Consider the following 15402-nt stretch of genomic DNA (forward strand, 5'->3'; position numbering starts at 1 on the left):
AGCGCCGATGGTAGTTGGGGGCTCTCCCCCTGCAAGAGTAGGACGTTGCCAGGCAAACAGAAAAAGTCACAGAACTTGCGTCTGTGGCTTTTTTATATGTTTAAATTAGGTTTAAAGTCTAATTTGCGAGATTACAGTAATAAATCACGAAAATATGACATAAATTCACTTGAATAAAACAAAAAAATATAATGATTATATTTTTTTTTCTAATAAAAATTGAAGAACTAAATATGGAGTTTTGGACAGAGCTAAGGATAAAAAATTCCTAATTAAAGGATAGTCATTCGAAGGTGTAGTTTTTATAAGTTCAGACCACCACTCTGTTTCATATCTAGCAATCATACTCAAATTATATAAAAGTAAATAATAAATGATTAATTCTGGTATCATTTCTAAATTGCTACTTTTTTTTGGAAGACAATATATATTTTTTTCTAAATGATATCGAAATGGAAGAGGTAACGGTTTCTCGTAAGTAAAGGTAATATACTCTTTTGTAGCCCCTAACCACTTAATAGATGATTTGCTTTTTATGTTTATAAATTCTTTAAATGATTCAAATGTTTTATGATAATAATCTAATACTATAATAGGTAATATATATGTATGATCACTTTTAAAAACGTGTATAGTGTTTGAAGAATAAAGAGTTTCAAAGCAATTATCAAGTTCAGGTAATTGAGTTAACAATTCTTTCATAATAAACTTCTCTCCGTCTAAATGTTCCACGTGAAACATTAGTTTAGAAAAATGAGTAAATAACCCTAGCTTCTGAACTTTGACTTCATCGAAAATAAATTGATATTGTTGCTTTTTCTTTTTCCGTGATGTAACACCATGGGCAAGAACAGATGTTGTATCGGGATAATATGGATCCACTGTTAAAAGACATCCCTTTATTAAATGAGCAAGACCATAAAAGAGAAGAACAGGCTTAATTGCAAGTGGGGCATTTTCTGCTTGGTTATAGTATAATTTTCCATGATCCAAATAATACATAAATGGATAGCAATTATCATACCCGCTTTTACTTGCGTCTAAAGTATTGGGTAAGTTTCTATAGCATCTCTTTAAAAAATCTTGAGTATAAATAGCAGATTGGAAATAATCTATTTGCTCCCATATTTTTATTTTTTCCAACTTTAGAACCTCCGAATTATTAGAAAAGTTGAACATATTAATATGTACTTGACAGTAGTTTATCCAATTGATAACCTACTAATAATATTTTTGGGTGCAGGAGGGAAAATTATGTGGGAAACAAAATTTGTTAAAGAGGGATTAACGTTTGATGATGTTTTATTAATACCAGCTAAATCCGAAGTATTACCAAAGGATGTAAGCCTAAAAGTTTCATTAACAGATACTTTACAATTAAATATGCCAATTATTAGTGCTGGGATGGATACTGTAACAGAAGCTGAAATGGCAATTTCTATGGCGAGACAAGGTGGACTTGGAATTATTCATAAAAATATGAGTATTGAACAACAAGCAGAACAAGTTGATAAAGTTAAACGTTCAGAAAGTGGCGTTATTACAGATCCTTTCTTTTTAACTCCTGAACATCAAGTATTTTCCGCAGAACATTTAATGGGTAAGTATCGTATTTCTGGTGTTCCTATTGTAAACAACGAAGAAGAACAAAAGCTAATCGGTATTATTACTAATCGCGACCTTCGGTTTATCCAAGACTTCTCTATTCCAATTTCAGATGTAATGACAAAAGAGAATCTTGTTACAGCTCCTGTTGGAACTACATTAAAAGATGCTGAGCAAATTCTCCAGAAACGTAAAATAGAAAAACTCCCTTTAGTAGATAATAATGGAGTACTAAAAGGGTTAATTACTATAAAAGATATTGAAAAGGTTATCGAGTTTCCGAATTCTTCAAAAGATAGCCATGGAAGGCTTCTAGTTGGTGCTGCGGTTGGAGTAACCAAGGATACTTTATTACGAGTAGAAAAACTTGTAAAAGCACATGTAGATGTTATTGTAATTGATACTGCGCATGGGCATTCTTTCGGTGTAATAAATACAGTTAAAGAAATTAGAAATGCTTATCCAAATCTAAATATTATTGCTGGAAATGTTGCAACACCAGAAGCTACTCGTGAACTATTTGAAGCTGGGGCGGATGTTGTTAAAGTAGGTATTGGGCCAGGCTCCATATGTACCACACGTGTAGTAGCAGGTGTCGGGGTTCCACAAATTACTGCTATTTACGATTGCGCTACAGAAGCGCGGAAACATGGAAAAGCTATCATTGCAGATGGTGGAATAAAGTATTCCGGAGATGTAGTAAAAGCATTAGCAGCTGGTGGTAATGCTGTAATGCTCGGAAGTTTATTAGCTGGAACAACGGAAAGTCCAGGAGAAACGGAAATTTTCCAAGGCCGGCGTTTTAAGGTGTACCGTGGAATGGGTTCCGTTTCGGCAATGGAACAAGGTTCGAAAGACCGTTACTTCCAAGAAGATGCAAAGAAATTTGTTCCTGAAGGTATTGAGGGAAGGGTTCCATATAAAGGATCCGTTCAGGATGTTATTTATCAGCTAATAGGTGGTTTACGCTCTGGGATGGGATATTGCGGATCAAAAGACTTGAAATCACTACGTGAAGAAGCACAATTTATTCGTATGACTGGAGCTGGTTTGAGAGAAAGTCATCCACATGATGTGCAAATAACAAAAGAGGCACCAAATTACTCAATGTCATAAAATAGTCACAATTTAGGGTATATACTATAAAATGGTAGGGTCCTTGTGTCTGGTAAACGGGATACTACCATTTTTTGTTTTACTTAGGTATATCCTCCGTCTACTCAATAGATTCGAACTATGTTACAATAACGAAAGTGTACAAATCATCGTGATGGAGGGTTATCAGTGAAAATTAAAAATAAATTTAAGAAATATATAGCCACCACAATGGCTTTAATAGTAATAATTAGTATGCTCCAATTACCAAAAAGCGCTTTTGCAGCTGATGATATATTAGATGTACATGCCAATGGAGCTATCGCAATCGAAGCAAGTACTGGAAAAGTACTCTATGAAAAAAATGCGGATACTGCACTAGGTATTGCATCCATGACAAAAATGATGACTGAGTATATTTTATTAGAATCTATTAAAAAAGGAAAAGTAAAATGGGATCAAGAATATACACCGAGTGATTATGTTGTTAAAATATCCCACGATACAACTCTATCAAATGTTCCATTAAGAAAAGACATGAAATACAAGATTATTGATCTTTATCATGCAATGGCAATATACTCAGCGAATGCAGCGACAATTGCCATCGCTGAAACGATTGCAGGTTCTGAAACGAATTTTGTAAAGATGATGAATGATAAAGCAAAAGAACTTGGGTTAAAGGATTATAAGTTTGTAAATTGTAGTGGCTTAAACAACTCGGATTTACAAGGTATGTATCCTAAAAAATATGGTGGACCGAAAGACGAAAATGTGATGTCTGCAAGAGCAACGGCAAAACTTGCTTTTCATTTAGTAAATGATTATCCAGAAATGTTGAAAACATCGAGCATTCCTAAAATGGTCTTTCATGCTGGACCTGGTGAGGATATTAAAATGGATAACTGGAACTGGATGCTTCCTACATTAATATATGGTTCTAAAGACAATGGAGTCGATGGTTTGAAAACAGGTACCACTGATTTTGCTGGTTCTTGTTTTACAGGAACAGCTATGCGTAATGGGATGCGAGTAATTACGGTTGTGATGAATGCAACAAATGCTAAAGGACAAAGTGTAAAAACTGCAAGATTTGATGAAACTAAAAAAATGATGGATTATGCTTTTAGTAATTTTTCAGTAAAAGAAGTGTATCCTAAAAACTATGAAATTAGTAAACATAAAACCTTACCAGTGTTAAAAGGTAAGGAAAAAAATGTAAAAATCCTTACAACAGCACCACTTCACTTGGTTGTTAAAAATGGTGATGAGAAGGCTTATAAACCTGTCTTAGTTTTAGATAAGAATAAGCTTGATAAAGATGGTAACCTTGTTGCACCTGTGAAAAAGGGTGAGGTTGTTGGAAAGCTAGTAGCACAATATAGTGGATCTAAAGATTTTGGTTATTTATACGGTCAAAAATCAGCAAATGTTGATGTTGTAGCGGCAAATAATGTTGATAAAGCAAATTGGTTTGTTTTAATGATGAGAGGAATTGGACATTTTTTCGCTAATATTTGGAGTGGAGTAACATCTACTGTAAAAGGCTGGTTCTAGAGAGATATTATACAAGAAAAGTATTTTTGAACACCTTCTTGACAAGGTGTTCTTTTTAATGTTTATTAATCATAGGAACTTAATAGGATTTTCACTTTTTAAGAAAAAGGGGTAAAAGTCATGAGAACAGGAACGGATAGAGTAAAACGTGGCATGGCAGAAATGCAAAAGGGCGGCGTTATTATGGATGTTATAAATGCCGAACAAGCAAAAATTGCAGAAGATGCTGGTGCAGTTGCAGTTATGGCACTTGAACGTGTTCCTTCGGATATTCGTAAGGCTGGTGGAGTAGCTAGAATGGCAGACCCACGTATTGTAGAAGAGGTAATGGGTGCGGTTACGATTCCTGTAATGGCAAAAGCTAGGATTGGTCATATTGTTGAAGCAAGGGTTCTTGAGGCGATGGGTGTTGACTATATTGATGAAAGTGAAGTATTAACACCTGCAGATGAAGAATTTCATTTGAATAAAAAGGATTATACGGTTCCATTTGTTTGCGGGTGCCGTGATCTTGGAGAAGCTGCAAGGCGTATCGGTGAAGGTGCTTCTATGCTACGTACAAAAGGAGAGCCAGGCACAGGTAATATTGTAGAGGCAGTAAGACATATAAGAAAAGTAAATGCACAAGTTAGAAAAGTAATTAGTATGAATGAAGATGAATTAATGACAGAAGCAAAACTACTAGGCGCTCCTTATGAAGTATTGCTTGAAATTAAAAAACATGGTGGTCTTCCTGTTGTAAACTTTGCAGCTGGTGGAGTTGCAACACCAGCAGATGCAGCACTTATGATGCAATTAGGTGCTGACGGAGTTTTTGTTGGATCTGGGATTTTTAAATCAGAAAACCCTGCAAAATTCGCAAAAGCAATAGTAGAAGCTACAACGCATTATCAAGATTATGAACTTATTGCCAATATTTCTAAAAATCTTGGAACGGCGATGAAGGGAATTGAAATATCTTCATTATCACCAGAATCTCGTATGCAAGACCGAGGCTGGTAAGGAGAATCGTTATAATGACTAAAATCGGTGTACTTGGCCTCCAAGGGGCTGTTAGAGAGCATGTTAACGCAATTGAAAACTGTGGTGCTACAGCGGTTGTAGTAAAGCAAAAAGAACAACTAGAAGAACTGGATGGATTAATTCTACCTGGTGGAGAAAGTACGACGATGCGAAAGCTCATTGACAAGTATGATTTTTTAGATGGGTTGAAAAATTTCGCCAAGCAGGGTAAACCAATGTTCGGTACATGTGCAGGATTAATTTTGCTAGCTAAGTCCATTGTTGGTTATGATCAGCCACATATCGGAGTATTGGATGTTAAAGTGGAGAGAAATTCTTTTGGCCGCCAAAAGGAAAGCTTTGAAACAGATTTAGATATTGCGGGGGTAGCAGATGAATTTCCCGCAGTATTTATCCGTGCTCCGCATATTGTTGAGGCTGGAGAAAATGTTGAAGTACTGGCCAAACATGAAGGTAAAATAGTTGCTGCACGCGAAGGTCAATTTCTCGGTTGTTCTTTCCATCCTGAATTAACAGATGATGATAGGCTAACAAATTATTTTGTTGAGATGGTAAAAAAATCAATAGAAAATGCATAAAAGCAGTTGCATTTAGGTAAAATTTATAGTAAATTATCATTTAATATTAACAAATAGCATTATTAAAAATCATTGACAGGAAATAGTAACAAGTTATTCTTTTCTAAGAGAGTCGGTGGCTGGTGTAAACCGATAAAGAAAATTTGTGAATCCATCCTTGAGTGAAGTACTGAAAGTTTTAGGCTAGTAAGTACTTTCGGGTAAAACCGTTATCGATTGAAGTGGAAAGCAAGATTGTTTGCTTTCAATTTGGGTGGCAACGCGGGTAACTCTCGTCCCTTTAGGGGACGGGAGTTTTTTGTTTTTATTAAGTAAAGGAGGAAAATTTCATGCTGGATATTAAATATTTAAGAGCCAATTTTGAAGAGGTAAAGGAAAAATTACAGCATCGCGGTGAAGATTTAACCGATTTTGATAAGTTTGAGGAATTAGATACAAAAAGACGAGAATTAATTGTAGTTACAGAGGATTTAAAGAGCAAGCGAAATGAAGTAAGTCAAAAAATAGCACAAATGAAAAGGGAAAAACAAAATGCAGATAATCTCATTGTTGAAATGCGTGAGGTTGGGGAAAAAATAAAACAATTTGATGATGAGTTGCGTCAAATTGAAGATACATTGGATCGCATTCTTATGTCTATTCCAAATATTCCTCATGAGAGTACTCCAATTGGCGAATCAGAAGATGACAACGTTGAAATTCGCAGGTGGGGAGATGTTAGAAGTTTCGACTTTGAAGCTAAACCACATTGGGATATAGCTACAGATTTAAATATAGTGGATTTTGAGCGTGCAGCAAAAGTAACAGGTAGCCGTTTCGTATTTTATAAAGGGTTAGGTGCTAGATTAGAACGTGCTTTATGGAACTTTATGATAGATCTTCACGTAGAGGAACATGGTTATGAAGAGATATTGCCGCCATACCTAGTGAATCGTACAAGTATGACAGGTACTGGACAACTTCCAAAATTTGAAGAAGATGCATTTTTAGTAGAAAGTGAAGATTACTTTCTTATTCCAACAGCGGAAGTTCCAGTAACTAATTTTCATCGAGATGAAATCTTGACTGGAGATCAACTTCCTATTAGCTATGCGGCATTCAGTGCATGTTTCCGTTCTGAAGCAGGTTCAGCTGGACGTGATACTAGAGGCCTCATCCGTCAACATCAATTTAATAAGGTTGAGCTAGTGAAATTTGTAAAGCCAGAGGATTCTTATGAAGAACTTGAGAAATTAACAGGAAATGCCGAGAAAGTGCTTCAATTACTTGGATTACCATACCGTGTTTTAAGTATGTGTACAGCAGATCTAGGGTTTACAGCTGCTAAAAAATACGATATTGAAGTATGGATCCCAAGCTACAATGCTTATCGCGAGATTTCTTCTTGCAGTAACTTTGAGGCATTTCAAGCTCGTAGGGCAAATATTCGTTTCCGAAGGGAATTAAATGCAAAGCCTGAGCATGTTCATACTCTAAATGGATCAGGATTAGCAATCGGACGTACAGTTGCGGCTATTTTAGAGAACTTCCAACAAGAGGATGGAAGTGTAGTAATTCCAGAAGTGTTACGTCCATATATGAGAAATGTGGATGTTATTAAAACAAAATAATTTTTCGTGATTTTTTACTTCAAACCGCTTTATGCGTACATGTTCTCTAAGTTTTCTCTCGCTAAAACGGTTCACGTGTACGCATAGGGCGAATAATATTAATACAATCCATTTTGCTAATGGAGAAGTGTAATAAAAAAACAATTAATAAATTGTGTTGACAAGTTGATTATTATTTGTTATATTATTACTTGTCGATACGGAGGAATACCCAAGTCCGGCTGAAGGGATCGGTCTTGAAAACCGACAGGCGGGTTAAACCGCGCGGGGGTTCGAATCCCTCTTCCTCCGCCATATTGTACAATAAAACACGCATAGTTTATTGGAGATTTTAAAATCCGTTACTTTTGTAACGGATTTTTTGTTTTAAATAGATGAGAGTGCTTAAAAGAAGTCGCCATAATGGCGACTTCTTTTTTAGAAAGTCTAAAATTATTTCTTTAGCAATTGAGTTTGCTTAAGAAAATAGCTTATTCTTTCAATAATTGGTTCAACACTTGTTTCATCACTAATTAAATCATAATCATTAATATTAAGACGAAGGACAGGGCAAGCGTTAAAAGAATTGATCCAGTCTTCATAGCGATTATGCATCTCGATCCAATATTCAATTGGTGTCTTTTGTTCCATTGGTCGACCACGTCTTTGAATTCTTTCCAAAACATCTTCAATAGAGCCATCTAAATAAATTAATAAGTCCGGATGTGGAAAATAAGGTGTCATCACCATTGCATCAAATAAATTTTTATAAGTTTCATAATCAACCTCAGACATATTCCCTTTTTCATAATGCATTTTGGCGAATATTCCAGTGTCTTCATAAATAGAACGATCTTGAATAAAGCCCCCACCATATTCAAAAATTCTCTTTTGTTCTTTAAACCGCTCTCCCAAAAAATAGATTTGCAAATGAAAGCTCCATCTTTTAAAGTCGTTATAAAACTTATCTAGGTATGGGTTGGAATCTACCTTTTCAAAAGATGTACGGAAGCCTAATGCATTAGCTAATGTATTGGTCATCGTTGATTTTCCTACTCCTACAGTACCTGCGATTGTGATGACTGTATTATTAGGAATTCCATATTTATTGCGAAGTTCCATAACAATGTGCCCCTTTTTGTAAAGTTAAGGATAATTGATCCATAATATATTGAAGATCACCTTCGTATTGGATAAAATCTAAATCGTCTCCATTAAATCGCAAAACAGGGATGTTAGGATGAGTACGTTCAAAGTTATCCATAAAAAGGTCATAGTCTGCTGATAATTGTTTTAAGTAATCTGTACTTATATTTTTTTCGAATTCTCTGTCTCTCATTTTTATTCTCTTCATGACAGTATCTAAACTAGCATTTAAGTATATAACTACATTAGGCTGAGGCATGTCCTTCGTTAAAATGTTATAGATTTGCAAATATTTTTGATATTGTTCTTCTTTTAATGTTCGTCTCGCAAATATAAGGTTTTTAAATATATGATAATCAGACACAACTGGCTTATTTTCTTGGAGATAATGAATGTGTATATCCTCAAGCTGTTTGTAGCGATTGCAAAGGAAAAACATCTCTAATTGGAAACTCCATTCCTCGATATTATCGTAGAACTTTTCAAGAAATGGGTTCTCATCAACAATTTCTTTTAACAAATGATAACGAAAGTGAGAAGAAATTGCTTTTGCTAGAGAGGTTTTTCCAATACCAATTGGTCCTTCAACCGTAATAAACGGTAGAGTTTCCATGTATTGTCCTCCTCAAGTCTTTTTCCAATGTCCGTTCATGGAAAAATGATGAAACATATAAAAACAAACTAATACATATTTTAGCACATGTTACATTAGTGTGGTACGGAATATAATTCTAAATGAGAAAAGCGGGAGTCTTGCTAATCCGCTGCTGATAGACGTTGGAGATAGACAGAACAAAACCCCCTTTTAATGAATAAGGGGGTTCTTCGAGTTATTTTTTTTCAACATTAAAATTTTCTACAATTAAAAGCCAATTTTGTGGAAAGGATAATCCGAGTTTCCAATAGCTCATGCCTCGTAGATTTAATTCTTCTAGAAGGTTAAATTTCGCTTGAATCGATCTTGCATCTTCAAACCAAACCTTATGTTTTTTGCCAGAGTCATCAACATAGTCTATATTCGGTGCTTGCGACTCAAAATCATAGTTAATTGAGACGTTGTGATTAGCGGCAATTTGAATAGCTTGCTGGGGACTTATTGCCTTGGCAATATCTTTACCAGGAGTAAAAGGAAGTGTCCAATCATAACCATATAAATTTTGTCCCATTAATATTTTTTTGGAAGGCATTTCGGTTATAGCGTACTCTAACACCTTCCTGACAGGGTTAATAGGTGATACTGCCATTGGGGGTCCACCACTATATCCCCATTCATATGTCATGATAACAACAAAATCTACAATTTCACCATGCGCTTTATATTCATGTGCTTCATACCATTTACCTTTCTGGTCAGCGCTAGTTTTTGGAGCTAATGCAGTGGACAAAAACCATCCTTCCTTAGAAAATCGATCTTTAGCTTTGCGTAAAAATCGATTATAGGCTTCTTTGTCTTGTGGTCGCAAATATTCAAAGTCTATATGAATATCACGAAAACCATATTTTTTTGCTGTAGAAACAATATTGTTTAAAAATGTATTTTGTATGGCTTGATCCGTTAATAGGATCCTCCCTAACTCATCGCTGAATTGCCCTTGTTCTTGATTATTTATAGCCATAACTAAGACATTTCGGTTTTTTTTTGCGATATCAGGTAAATTCCCTAAAGGAGGTTCTATTAATGATCCATTGCGATTTACCCGAAATGCAAAAGGGGATAAATAGGTTAAGTATGGAGCTGCCTCCCTTGAGCTATTTTCTAATGCTGTTGAAACTGTATTACCAAATGGTTCGACATAAGCATTAAATTCTGCATTCACTTTTCTTTGCTGAGGTATATATAGTCTCATTCCGATCTGCAATGGTTGGTTAGCAGAAATTCCATTTATCCTTGTAAGTTCAGCAGCTGTTGTGTGAAATTTGCGGGCAATGGAAAATAAACTATCACCACGCTGCACCCAATAAAAGCTTCCTACAATAGGAATAACAATTGCCTGCCCGACTACTAAACGGTCTGGATTTGGCAGTTCATTAGCGGAAATCAGCTCACTGCTCGATACTTGATAGAATCTAGCAATTCCTTCTAGCGTTTCATTTGATCTTACAACATGTATTTGCATTTAAATCCCTCCTTTTATGTTGAATTTAATTATGTGTAAAATCAGTTTTTATCTCCCTTAAACATTCTATGTCTACTAAGAAAAATAATGTTATATTTATCAGATTTACACCTGTATTCCTTCGATTTATTCTGCCTTTAAGTTATAATGAGCAAAGAATATGAAAATACGGGGTTTAAGCTATGAATTTGGCTACAGTTATGGATGATACACACTTTATGCAGCTTGCATTGCAAGAAGCAAGGAAGGCTGCAGAAATTAATGAAGTTCCGATTGGTGCAGTTATTGTTATTGATAATAAAATAGTGGCATCCGCTCACAACCTTCGGGAATCAACTCAGAATGCCACAACTCATGCGGAATTGTTGGCGATTCAAAATGCATGTAACAATCTTGGTTCTTGGCGACTTGAGAATGCCGTTTTGTACGTTACATTAGAACCTTGTCCTATGTGCAGTGGGGCAATAATTCTTTCACGAATAAAAAGGGTTGTATTTGGGGCTCATGATCCTAAAGCTGGGTGTGCAGGCAGCTTAATGAATTTATTGGACGACAAAAGGTTTAACCATCAATGTGAAGTAACCAGTGGTGTATTAGAAAAGGAATGTAGTGAAATATTAAGTGAGTTTTTCCGTCAAATTCGCCATAAAAAAAAGCAAGAAAAGCTGGGTGGTAGTCCCGCCAATAATTAACAACCTTATATCCGTTGATTTTTTCTTAAAACACTTGTATACTAAATCTAGCGTTATTTTTAACGCAACTAAATATGGTATCAATTTTGCCGTGCTAGGTGGGGAGGTAGCGGTGCCCTGTACCCGCAATCCGCTCTAGCGGGACTGAATCCCTTCTTGAGGCTAGTTTCCTGTAGGGTCTGCCTTAAGTAAGTGGTGTTGACGCTTGGGTCCTGCGCAATGGAAATCCATGAACCATGTCAGATCCGGAAGGAAGCAGCATTAAGTGGACTCTTCCATGTGCCGCAGGGCAGCCTGAGCCGAGCTAACTGCTTAAGTAACGCTTATGGGAGCTAGTCGAAGGAAGGTGCACGGCAGTTAACCTTACATATATAACTCATCCAAATAGGATGGGTTTTTTGTATTAATACAAATAAGTTTTTCCTTATAAATGTGAAAATAAAAAGGTATAAGGTATAATATTAAAAAAGTGATATTATTTGAAGATAAATGGATATTAAAAAATATTAAAAAGAAGGTGGGGGGGATATGGCGTACCAAGCATTATATAGAGTGTGGCGTCCGCAATCATTTGAGGATGTAGCGGGACAAGAGCATGTAATGAAAACACTTCAAAATGCCCTCCTGCAGCAAAAAATCTCGCACGCTTATTTATTTTCGGGCCCAAGAGGGACAGGAAAAACAAGTGCAGCAAAAATATTGGCAAAAGCAATCAATTGCGAAAAGGCTCCGATAGCTGAACCGTGTAATGAGTGTGCAGCTTGTTTGGGTATTACAGATGGATCTATTCCAGATGTTATTGAAATAGATGCAGCATCCAATAATGGGGTCGAGGAAATTCGTGATATACGAGATAAAGTGAAATTTGCTCCGAACGCTGTGCCATATAAGGTCTATATTATTGATGAGGTTCATATGCTTTCCATTGGAGCATTTAATGCCCTATTAAAAACATTAGAAGAGCCTCCTCGGCATGTAATTTTTATTTTGGCAACTACTGAACCACATAAGATACCTTTAACGATAATATCTAGATGTCAACGCTTTGATTTTAAAAGAATTACTGCCAAAGATATTATCAAAAGAATGGTGCATGTTGCAAACGGATCTGGGATACAATTTGAGGAAAAAGCATTTGAAATAATTGCACAAGCTGCAGATGGTGGACTTAGGGATGCGTTGAGTCTATTGGATCAAGCCGTTTCATTTAGTGATGAAGTAATTACAGTGAACGATGCTTTAACGGTTACTGGAGCGATTTCTCAGGAATATTTAAACCAATTGGCTAGGTCAATCCATGAAAATAATGTATCTATCGCATTGCAGACTCTTGAAGATCTTTTATATCAAGGAAAAGATCCAACAAGATTTATCGAAGATCTGATTCTTTATTTTCGAGATATGCTTTTATATAAAACTGCACCAAATCTTGAAGAATCTATAGAGCGTGTGATGGTTGATAGTGATTTCCAAAATCTTTCGAAAGAAATAACAACTGAGCAAATTTATGAATATATTGATATATTAAATAAAACACAGCAAGAAATGAAGTTTTCCAATATACCAAAAATGTATATTGAAGTAGCCTTAATACGTTTATGTGAAACAAAAGCTGCAGTTGTTCATAATAGTGATGATATTCAAAATTTGCTTGGTAAAATTGAAAGGCTCGAAAAAGAAATAAGGAGCCTTAAGGAACATGGTGTGACCGTTTCTCAAGAGGAAAAGCCACAAGCTGCAAAGAAAGTTCCACGAACTGGGAAAGGTTATAAAGTACAGACGGGTAGAATTCATGATATATTAAAAGGAGCAACAAAACAGAATTTACAACTCATTAAAAGTCGCTGGGGAGATATGCTGGAAATGCTAAATAATCGTCAAATGCGTTCCCAGGCGGCACTGCTGAATGAGGCAGAACCTGTTGCAGCTTCGAATACTGCTTTCGTTTTAAAATTTAAATATGAAATCCACTGTCAAATGGCAATGGAAAACAATAAATTTTTAGAAGCTATTTCTTCCATTTTAGAAGAGGTAGCAGGTGTGCATTACCAAGTAGCGGGTATTCCTGAAAATCAATGGAATGAAGTTCGGGAAGACTTTTTAAAAAATAATAATATGGATTCACCTCAAAACGGAAATGATGAGGAAAATGATGACCCATTTATTGAAGAAGCGAAAAAATTAGTAGGTAATGATTTAATTGAAATAAAGGATTAAAAATTTGGAGGATGATGAAAATGCGTGGAATGGGTAATATGCAAAATATGATGAAACAAATGCAAAAAATGCAAAAGAAAATGGCGGAAGCACAAGAAGAGTTAGGCGAAAAGCGTATTGAAGGTACAGCTGGTGGGGGAATGGTTTCAGTAATTGTTTCCGGGCATAAGGAAGTTTTAGAAGTAAATATTAAGGAAGAGGTCGTAGACCCAGAAGATATTGAAATGCTACAAGATTTAGTTTTGGCAGCGACAAATGATGCATTGAAAAAAGCAGATGAACTAACGAATCAAACAATGGGTCAATTTACAAAAGGAATGAATTTACCAGGATTTTAAGGGGAAAATAAAATGCATTATCCTGAACCGATTACAAAGCTCATGGATAGCTTCATGAAACTGCCAGGAATTGGCCCTAAGACGGCGGCAAGACTGGCGTTTTTTGTGTTAAACATGAAAGAAGATGTAGTGCTGGATTTCGCAAAGGCACTTGTGAATGCTAAAAGAAATTTAGGTTATTGTTCAGTCTGTGGTCACATTACGGATCAAGATCCATGTTATATTTGTACAGATCAAAGAAGGGACAAAAGTATTATTTGTGTAGTACAAGATCCTAAAGATGTAATAGCAATGGAAAAAATGAAGGAATTTAACGGATTATACCATGTTTTACATGGGGCCATATCCCCGATGGAGGGAATTGGTCCAGAGGATATTAATGTTCCTGATTTATTAAAAAGACTTCAGGATGAAGTAGTTCAAGAAGTAATACTGGCTACAAATCCAAATATTGAAGGAGAAGCAACCGCCATGTATATCTCCAGGTTACTGAAACCATCTGGGATAAAAATTACACGTATTGCCCATGGTTTACCTGTAGGTGGAGATTTAGAATATGCGGATGAAGTGACATTATCTAAGGCACTTGAGGGAAGAAGAGAAGTATAAGTGGGGTGATTTTCTTGTTTGGACGTAAACAAAAGTTACAGGAAGAATATGATCAAAAACTTATTAATTTAATGTCTACAGCAAGGAAAGATTGGATAAACCAAAAATCCTTGGTTGATATGAGTTTTGAATTTGATGAGGAACTTAATTACTATAAGATGACCGCTGAAGCAAAATACTTCTTTCTATTCCGAGAAGCAAGAGAAAGAAATATAAGAATAAAAATATAAAATTCCAGGACTATTTTCTACATAAATGTTCTTTTTGGACAATCTGTTCATAAAATGAATAGTATTAAACATGTAGAAATAAGGAGTGGAAAATTTTGATTCCTGTCATAGTAATATCCATTATTATTTTATTCATTTTGTTATTGTTAGCTGCAGGAACACTAGGAAAGCCAATTAAATGGTTTGGCCAATTGTTTATCAAGTTTATTATTGGTGCAGTATTCTTGTTCTTTTTAAATTCAATTGGAAGTCACTATGGCATCCATGTTCCCATCAATATTATTACGACTGCAATATCTGGTTTATTAGGAATACCTGGTGTAATTGGACTTACCATTATACAGACATGGATTCTTCATTAAAAATTCCTCTTATGAGGAATTTTTAATGTTTTATATTGACTTAGAACATAGTAGGTGATAAGATATTAAACGTCGCTGAAATATTTCAATCAAATATCGATCAAAAAAGTGTTTGACAAGGAATAATAGACGTGATATTATATAAAAGTTGCTTAGTTAAAAACAACAATTGATCTTTGAAAACTAAACAGAACGAAACGTCAATGTTTTAAATTATATGAGCTATATCAAACATCTTTTTGGA

Annotated in this window: 15 protein-coding genes, 1 tRNA gene, 1 other RNA gene and 1 other annotated feature; of the genes, 13 read left to right on the forward strand and 4 right to left on the reverse strand. The window is 35.4% G+C overall.

Features of this window, described 5'->3' with window-relative positions:
* Positions 1–195: 195 nt before the first annotated feature.
* The gene (locus AC3WJF_RS22030) at positions 196–1143 is read right to left on the reverse strand and encodes a YaaC family protein (RefSeq protein WP_492456074.1); all 948 of its coding nucleotides are present in this window, start codon (positions 1141–1143) and stop codon (positions 196–198) included.
* 111 nt (positions 1144–1254) lie between these two features.
* On the opposite strand from AC3WJF_RS22030, the gene guaB reads away from it, so the two are divergent.
* From guaB to AC3WJF_RS22060, 6 genes are all read left to right on the forward strand, one after another.
* Entirely contained in the window at positions 1255–2721 is a 1467-nt protein-coding gene (gene guaB, locus AC3WJF_RS22035; RefSeq protein ID WP_492456076.1) for an IMP dehydrogenase, read from the forward strand.
* Positions 2722–2895: 174 nt separating this feature from the next.
* Complete coding sequence (locus tag AC3WJF_RS22040) at positions 2896–4257, forward strand: serine hydrolase (protein ID WP_492456097.1); 1362 nt, start codon at positions 2896–2898, stop codon at positions 4255–4257.
* A 120-nt stretch (positions 4258–4377) separates the two neighbouring features.
* The gene (gene pdxS / locus AC3WJF_RS22045) at positions 4378–5259 is read left to right on the forward strand and encodes a pyridoxal 5'-phosphate synthase lyase subunit PdxS (protein WP_492456078.1); all 882 of its coding nucleotides are present in this window, start codon (positions 4378–4380) and stop codon (positions 5257–5259) included.
* A 14-nt stretch (positions 5260–5273) separates the two neighbouring features.
* The gene (pdxT, locus tag AC3WJF_RS22050) at positions 5274–5858 is read left to right on the forward strand and encodes a pyridoxal 5'-phosphate synthase glutaminase subunit PdxT (RefSeq protein ID WP_492456080.1); all 585 of its coding nucleotides are present in this window, start codon (positions 5274–5276) and stop codon (positions 5856–5858) included.
* 63 nt (positions 5859–5921) lie between these two features.
* Positions 5922–6141: a binding site (T-box leader), on the forward strand.
* 46 nt (positions 6142–6187) lie between these two features.
* Positions 6188–7468: a serine--tRNA ligase gene (gene serS / locus AC3WJF_RS22055; RefSeq protein WP_492456081.1), complete on the forward strand. Its 1281-nt coding sequence runs from the start codon at positions 6188–6190 to the stop codon at positions 7466–7468.
* Between the two features lie 201 nt (positions 7469–7669).
* Positions 7670–7762, forward strand: a tRNA-Ser gene (locus AC3WJF_RS22060).
* 138 nt (positions 7763–7900) lie between these two features.
* Here the strand turns inward: AC3WJF_RS22060 and AC3WJF_RS22065 are convergent.
* From AC3WJF_RS22065 to AC3WJF_RS22075, 3 genes are all read right to left on the reverse strand, one after another.
* Positions 7901–8569 carry a deoxynucleoside kinase gene (locus tag AC3WJF_RS22065; protein WP_492456083.1) on the reverse strand — a complete coding sequence of 223 codons (669 nt, stop codon included), beginning with the start codon at positions 8567–8569 and terminating at the stop codon, positions 7901–7903.
* On the reverse strand, positions 8553–9206 hold the full coding sequence (locus tag AC3WJF_RS22070) for a deoxynucleoside kinase (RefSeq protein ID WP_492456085.1): 654 nt from the start codon (positions 9204–9206) through the stop codon (positions 8553–8555). Before AC3WJF_RS22070 ends, AC3WJF_RS22065 begins: the two co-directional genes overlap by 17 nt.
* Positions 9207–9423: 217 nt before the next feature.
* Positions 9424–10710 carry a glycoside hydrolase family 18 protein gene (locus tag AC3WJF_RS22075; RefSeq protein ID WP_492456087.1) on the reverse strand — a complete coding sequence of 429 codons (1287 nt, stop codon included), beginning with the start codon at positions 10708–10710 and terminating at the stop codon, positions 9424–9426.
* 182 nt (positions 10711–10892) lie between these two features.
* On the opposite strand from AC3WJF_RS22075, the gene tadA reads away from it, so the two are divergent.
* From tadA to AC3WJF_RS22110, 7 genes are all read left to right on the forward strand, one after another.
* Entirely contained in the window at positions 10893–11402 is a 510-nt protein-coding gene (gene tadA, locus AC3WJF_RS22080; RefSeq protein WP_492456089.1) for a tRNA adenosine(34) deaminase TadA, read from the forward strand.
* 89 nt (positions 11403–11491) lie between these two features.
* Positions 11492–11756, forward strand: an RNA gene (gene ffs, locus AC3WJF_RS22085) — signal recognition particle sRNA large type.
* 174 nt (positions 11757–11930) lie between these two features.
* Positions 11931–13619: a DNA polymerase III subunit gamma/tau gene (gene dnaX / locus AC3WJF_RS22090; protein ID WP_492456091.1), complete on the forward strand. Its 1689-nt coding sequence runs from the start codon at positions 11931–11933 to the stop codon at positions 13617–13619.
* Positions 13620–13633: 14 nt separating this feature from the next.
* Positions 13634–13957 carry a YbaB/EbfC family nucleoid-associated protein gene (locus AC3WJF_RS22095; protein ID WP_492456099.1) on the forward strand — a complete coding sequence of 108 codons (324 nt, stop codon included), beginning with the start codon at positions 13634–13636 and terminating at the stop codon, positions 13955–13957.
* Positions 13958–13969: 12 nt separating this feature from the next.
* Positions 13970–14566, forward strand: coding sequence for a recombination mediator RecR (gene recR / locus AC3WJF_RS22100; RefSeq protein WP_492456093.1), 597 nt, complete (start codon positions 13970–13972; stop codon positions 14564–14566).
* A gap of 14 nt (positions 14567–14580) precedes the next feature.
* On the forward strand, positions 14581–14796 hold the full coding sequence (locus tag AC3WJF_RS22105; protein WP_492456094.1) for a YaaL family protein: 216 nt from the start codon (positions 14581–14583) through the stop codon (positions 14794–14796).
* A 95-nt stretch (positions 14797–14891) separates the two neighbouring features.
* A complete protein-coding gene (locus AC3WJF_RS22110) occupies positions 14892–15158 on the forward strand; it encodes a pro-sigmaK processing inhibitor BofA family protein (RefSeq protein ID WP_492456095.1) in 267 nt (88 codons plus the stop codon).
* The last annotated feature ends 244 nt before the right edge of the window (positions 15159–15402 follow it).

The sequence above is a fragment of the Heyndrickxia sp. FW510-T9 genome (assembly GCF_058781025.1).

Coding starts and splice junctions, on each gene's coding strand:
- dnaX (WP_492456091.1), top strand. CDS start 11,931: ATGGCGTACCAAGCATTATATAGAGTGTGGCGTCCGCAATCATTTGAG.
- tadA (WP_492456089.1), top strand. CDS start 10,893: ATGAATTTGGCTACAGTTATGGATGATACACACTTTATGCAGCTTGCA.
- AC3WJF_RS22075 (WP_492456087.1), bottom strand. CDS start 10,710: ATGCAAATACATGTTGTAAGATCAAATGAAACGCTAGAAGGAATTGCT.
- AC3WJF_RS22065 (WP_492456083.1), bottom strand. CDS start 8,569: ATGGAACTTCGCAATAAATATGGAATTCCTAATAATACAGTCATCACA.
- recR (WP_492456093.1), top strand. CDS start 13,970: ATGCATTATCCTGAACCGATTACAAAGCTCATGGATAGCTTCATGAAA.
- AC3WJF_RS22095 (WP_492456099.1), top strand. CDS start 13,634: ATGAAAATGCGTGGAATGGGTAATATGCAAAATATGATGAAACAAATG.
- pdxS (WP_492456078.1), top strand. CDS start 4,378: ATGAGAACAGGAACGGATAGAGTAAAACGTGGCATGGCAGAAATGCAA.
- guaB (WP_492456076.1), top strand. CDS start 1,255: ATGTGGGAAACAAAATTTGTTAAAGAGGGATTAACGTTTGATGATGTT.
- serS (WP_492456081.1), top strand. CDS start 6,188: ATGCTGGATATTAAATATTTAAGAGCCAATTTTGAAGAGGTAAAGGAA.
- pdxT (WP_492456080.1), top strand. CDS start 5,274: ATGACTAAAATCGGTGTACTTGGCCTCCAAGGGGCTGTTAGAGAGCAT.
- AC3WJF_RS22070 (WP_492456085.1), bottom strand. CDS start 9,206: ATGGAAACTCTACCGTTTATTACGGTTGAAGGACCAATTGGTATTGGA.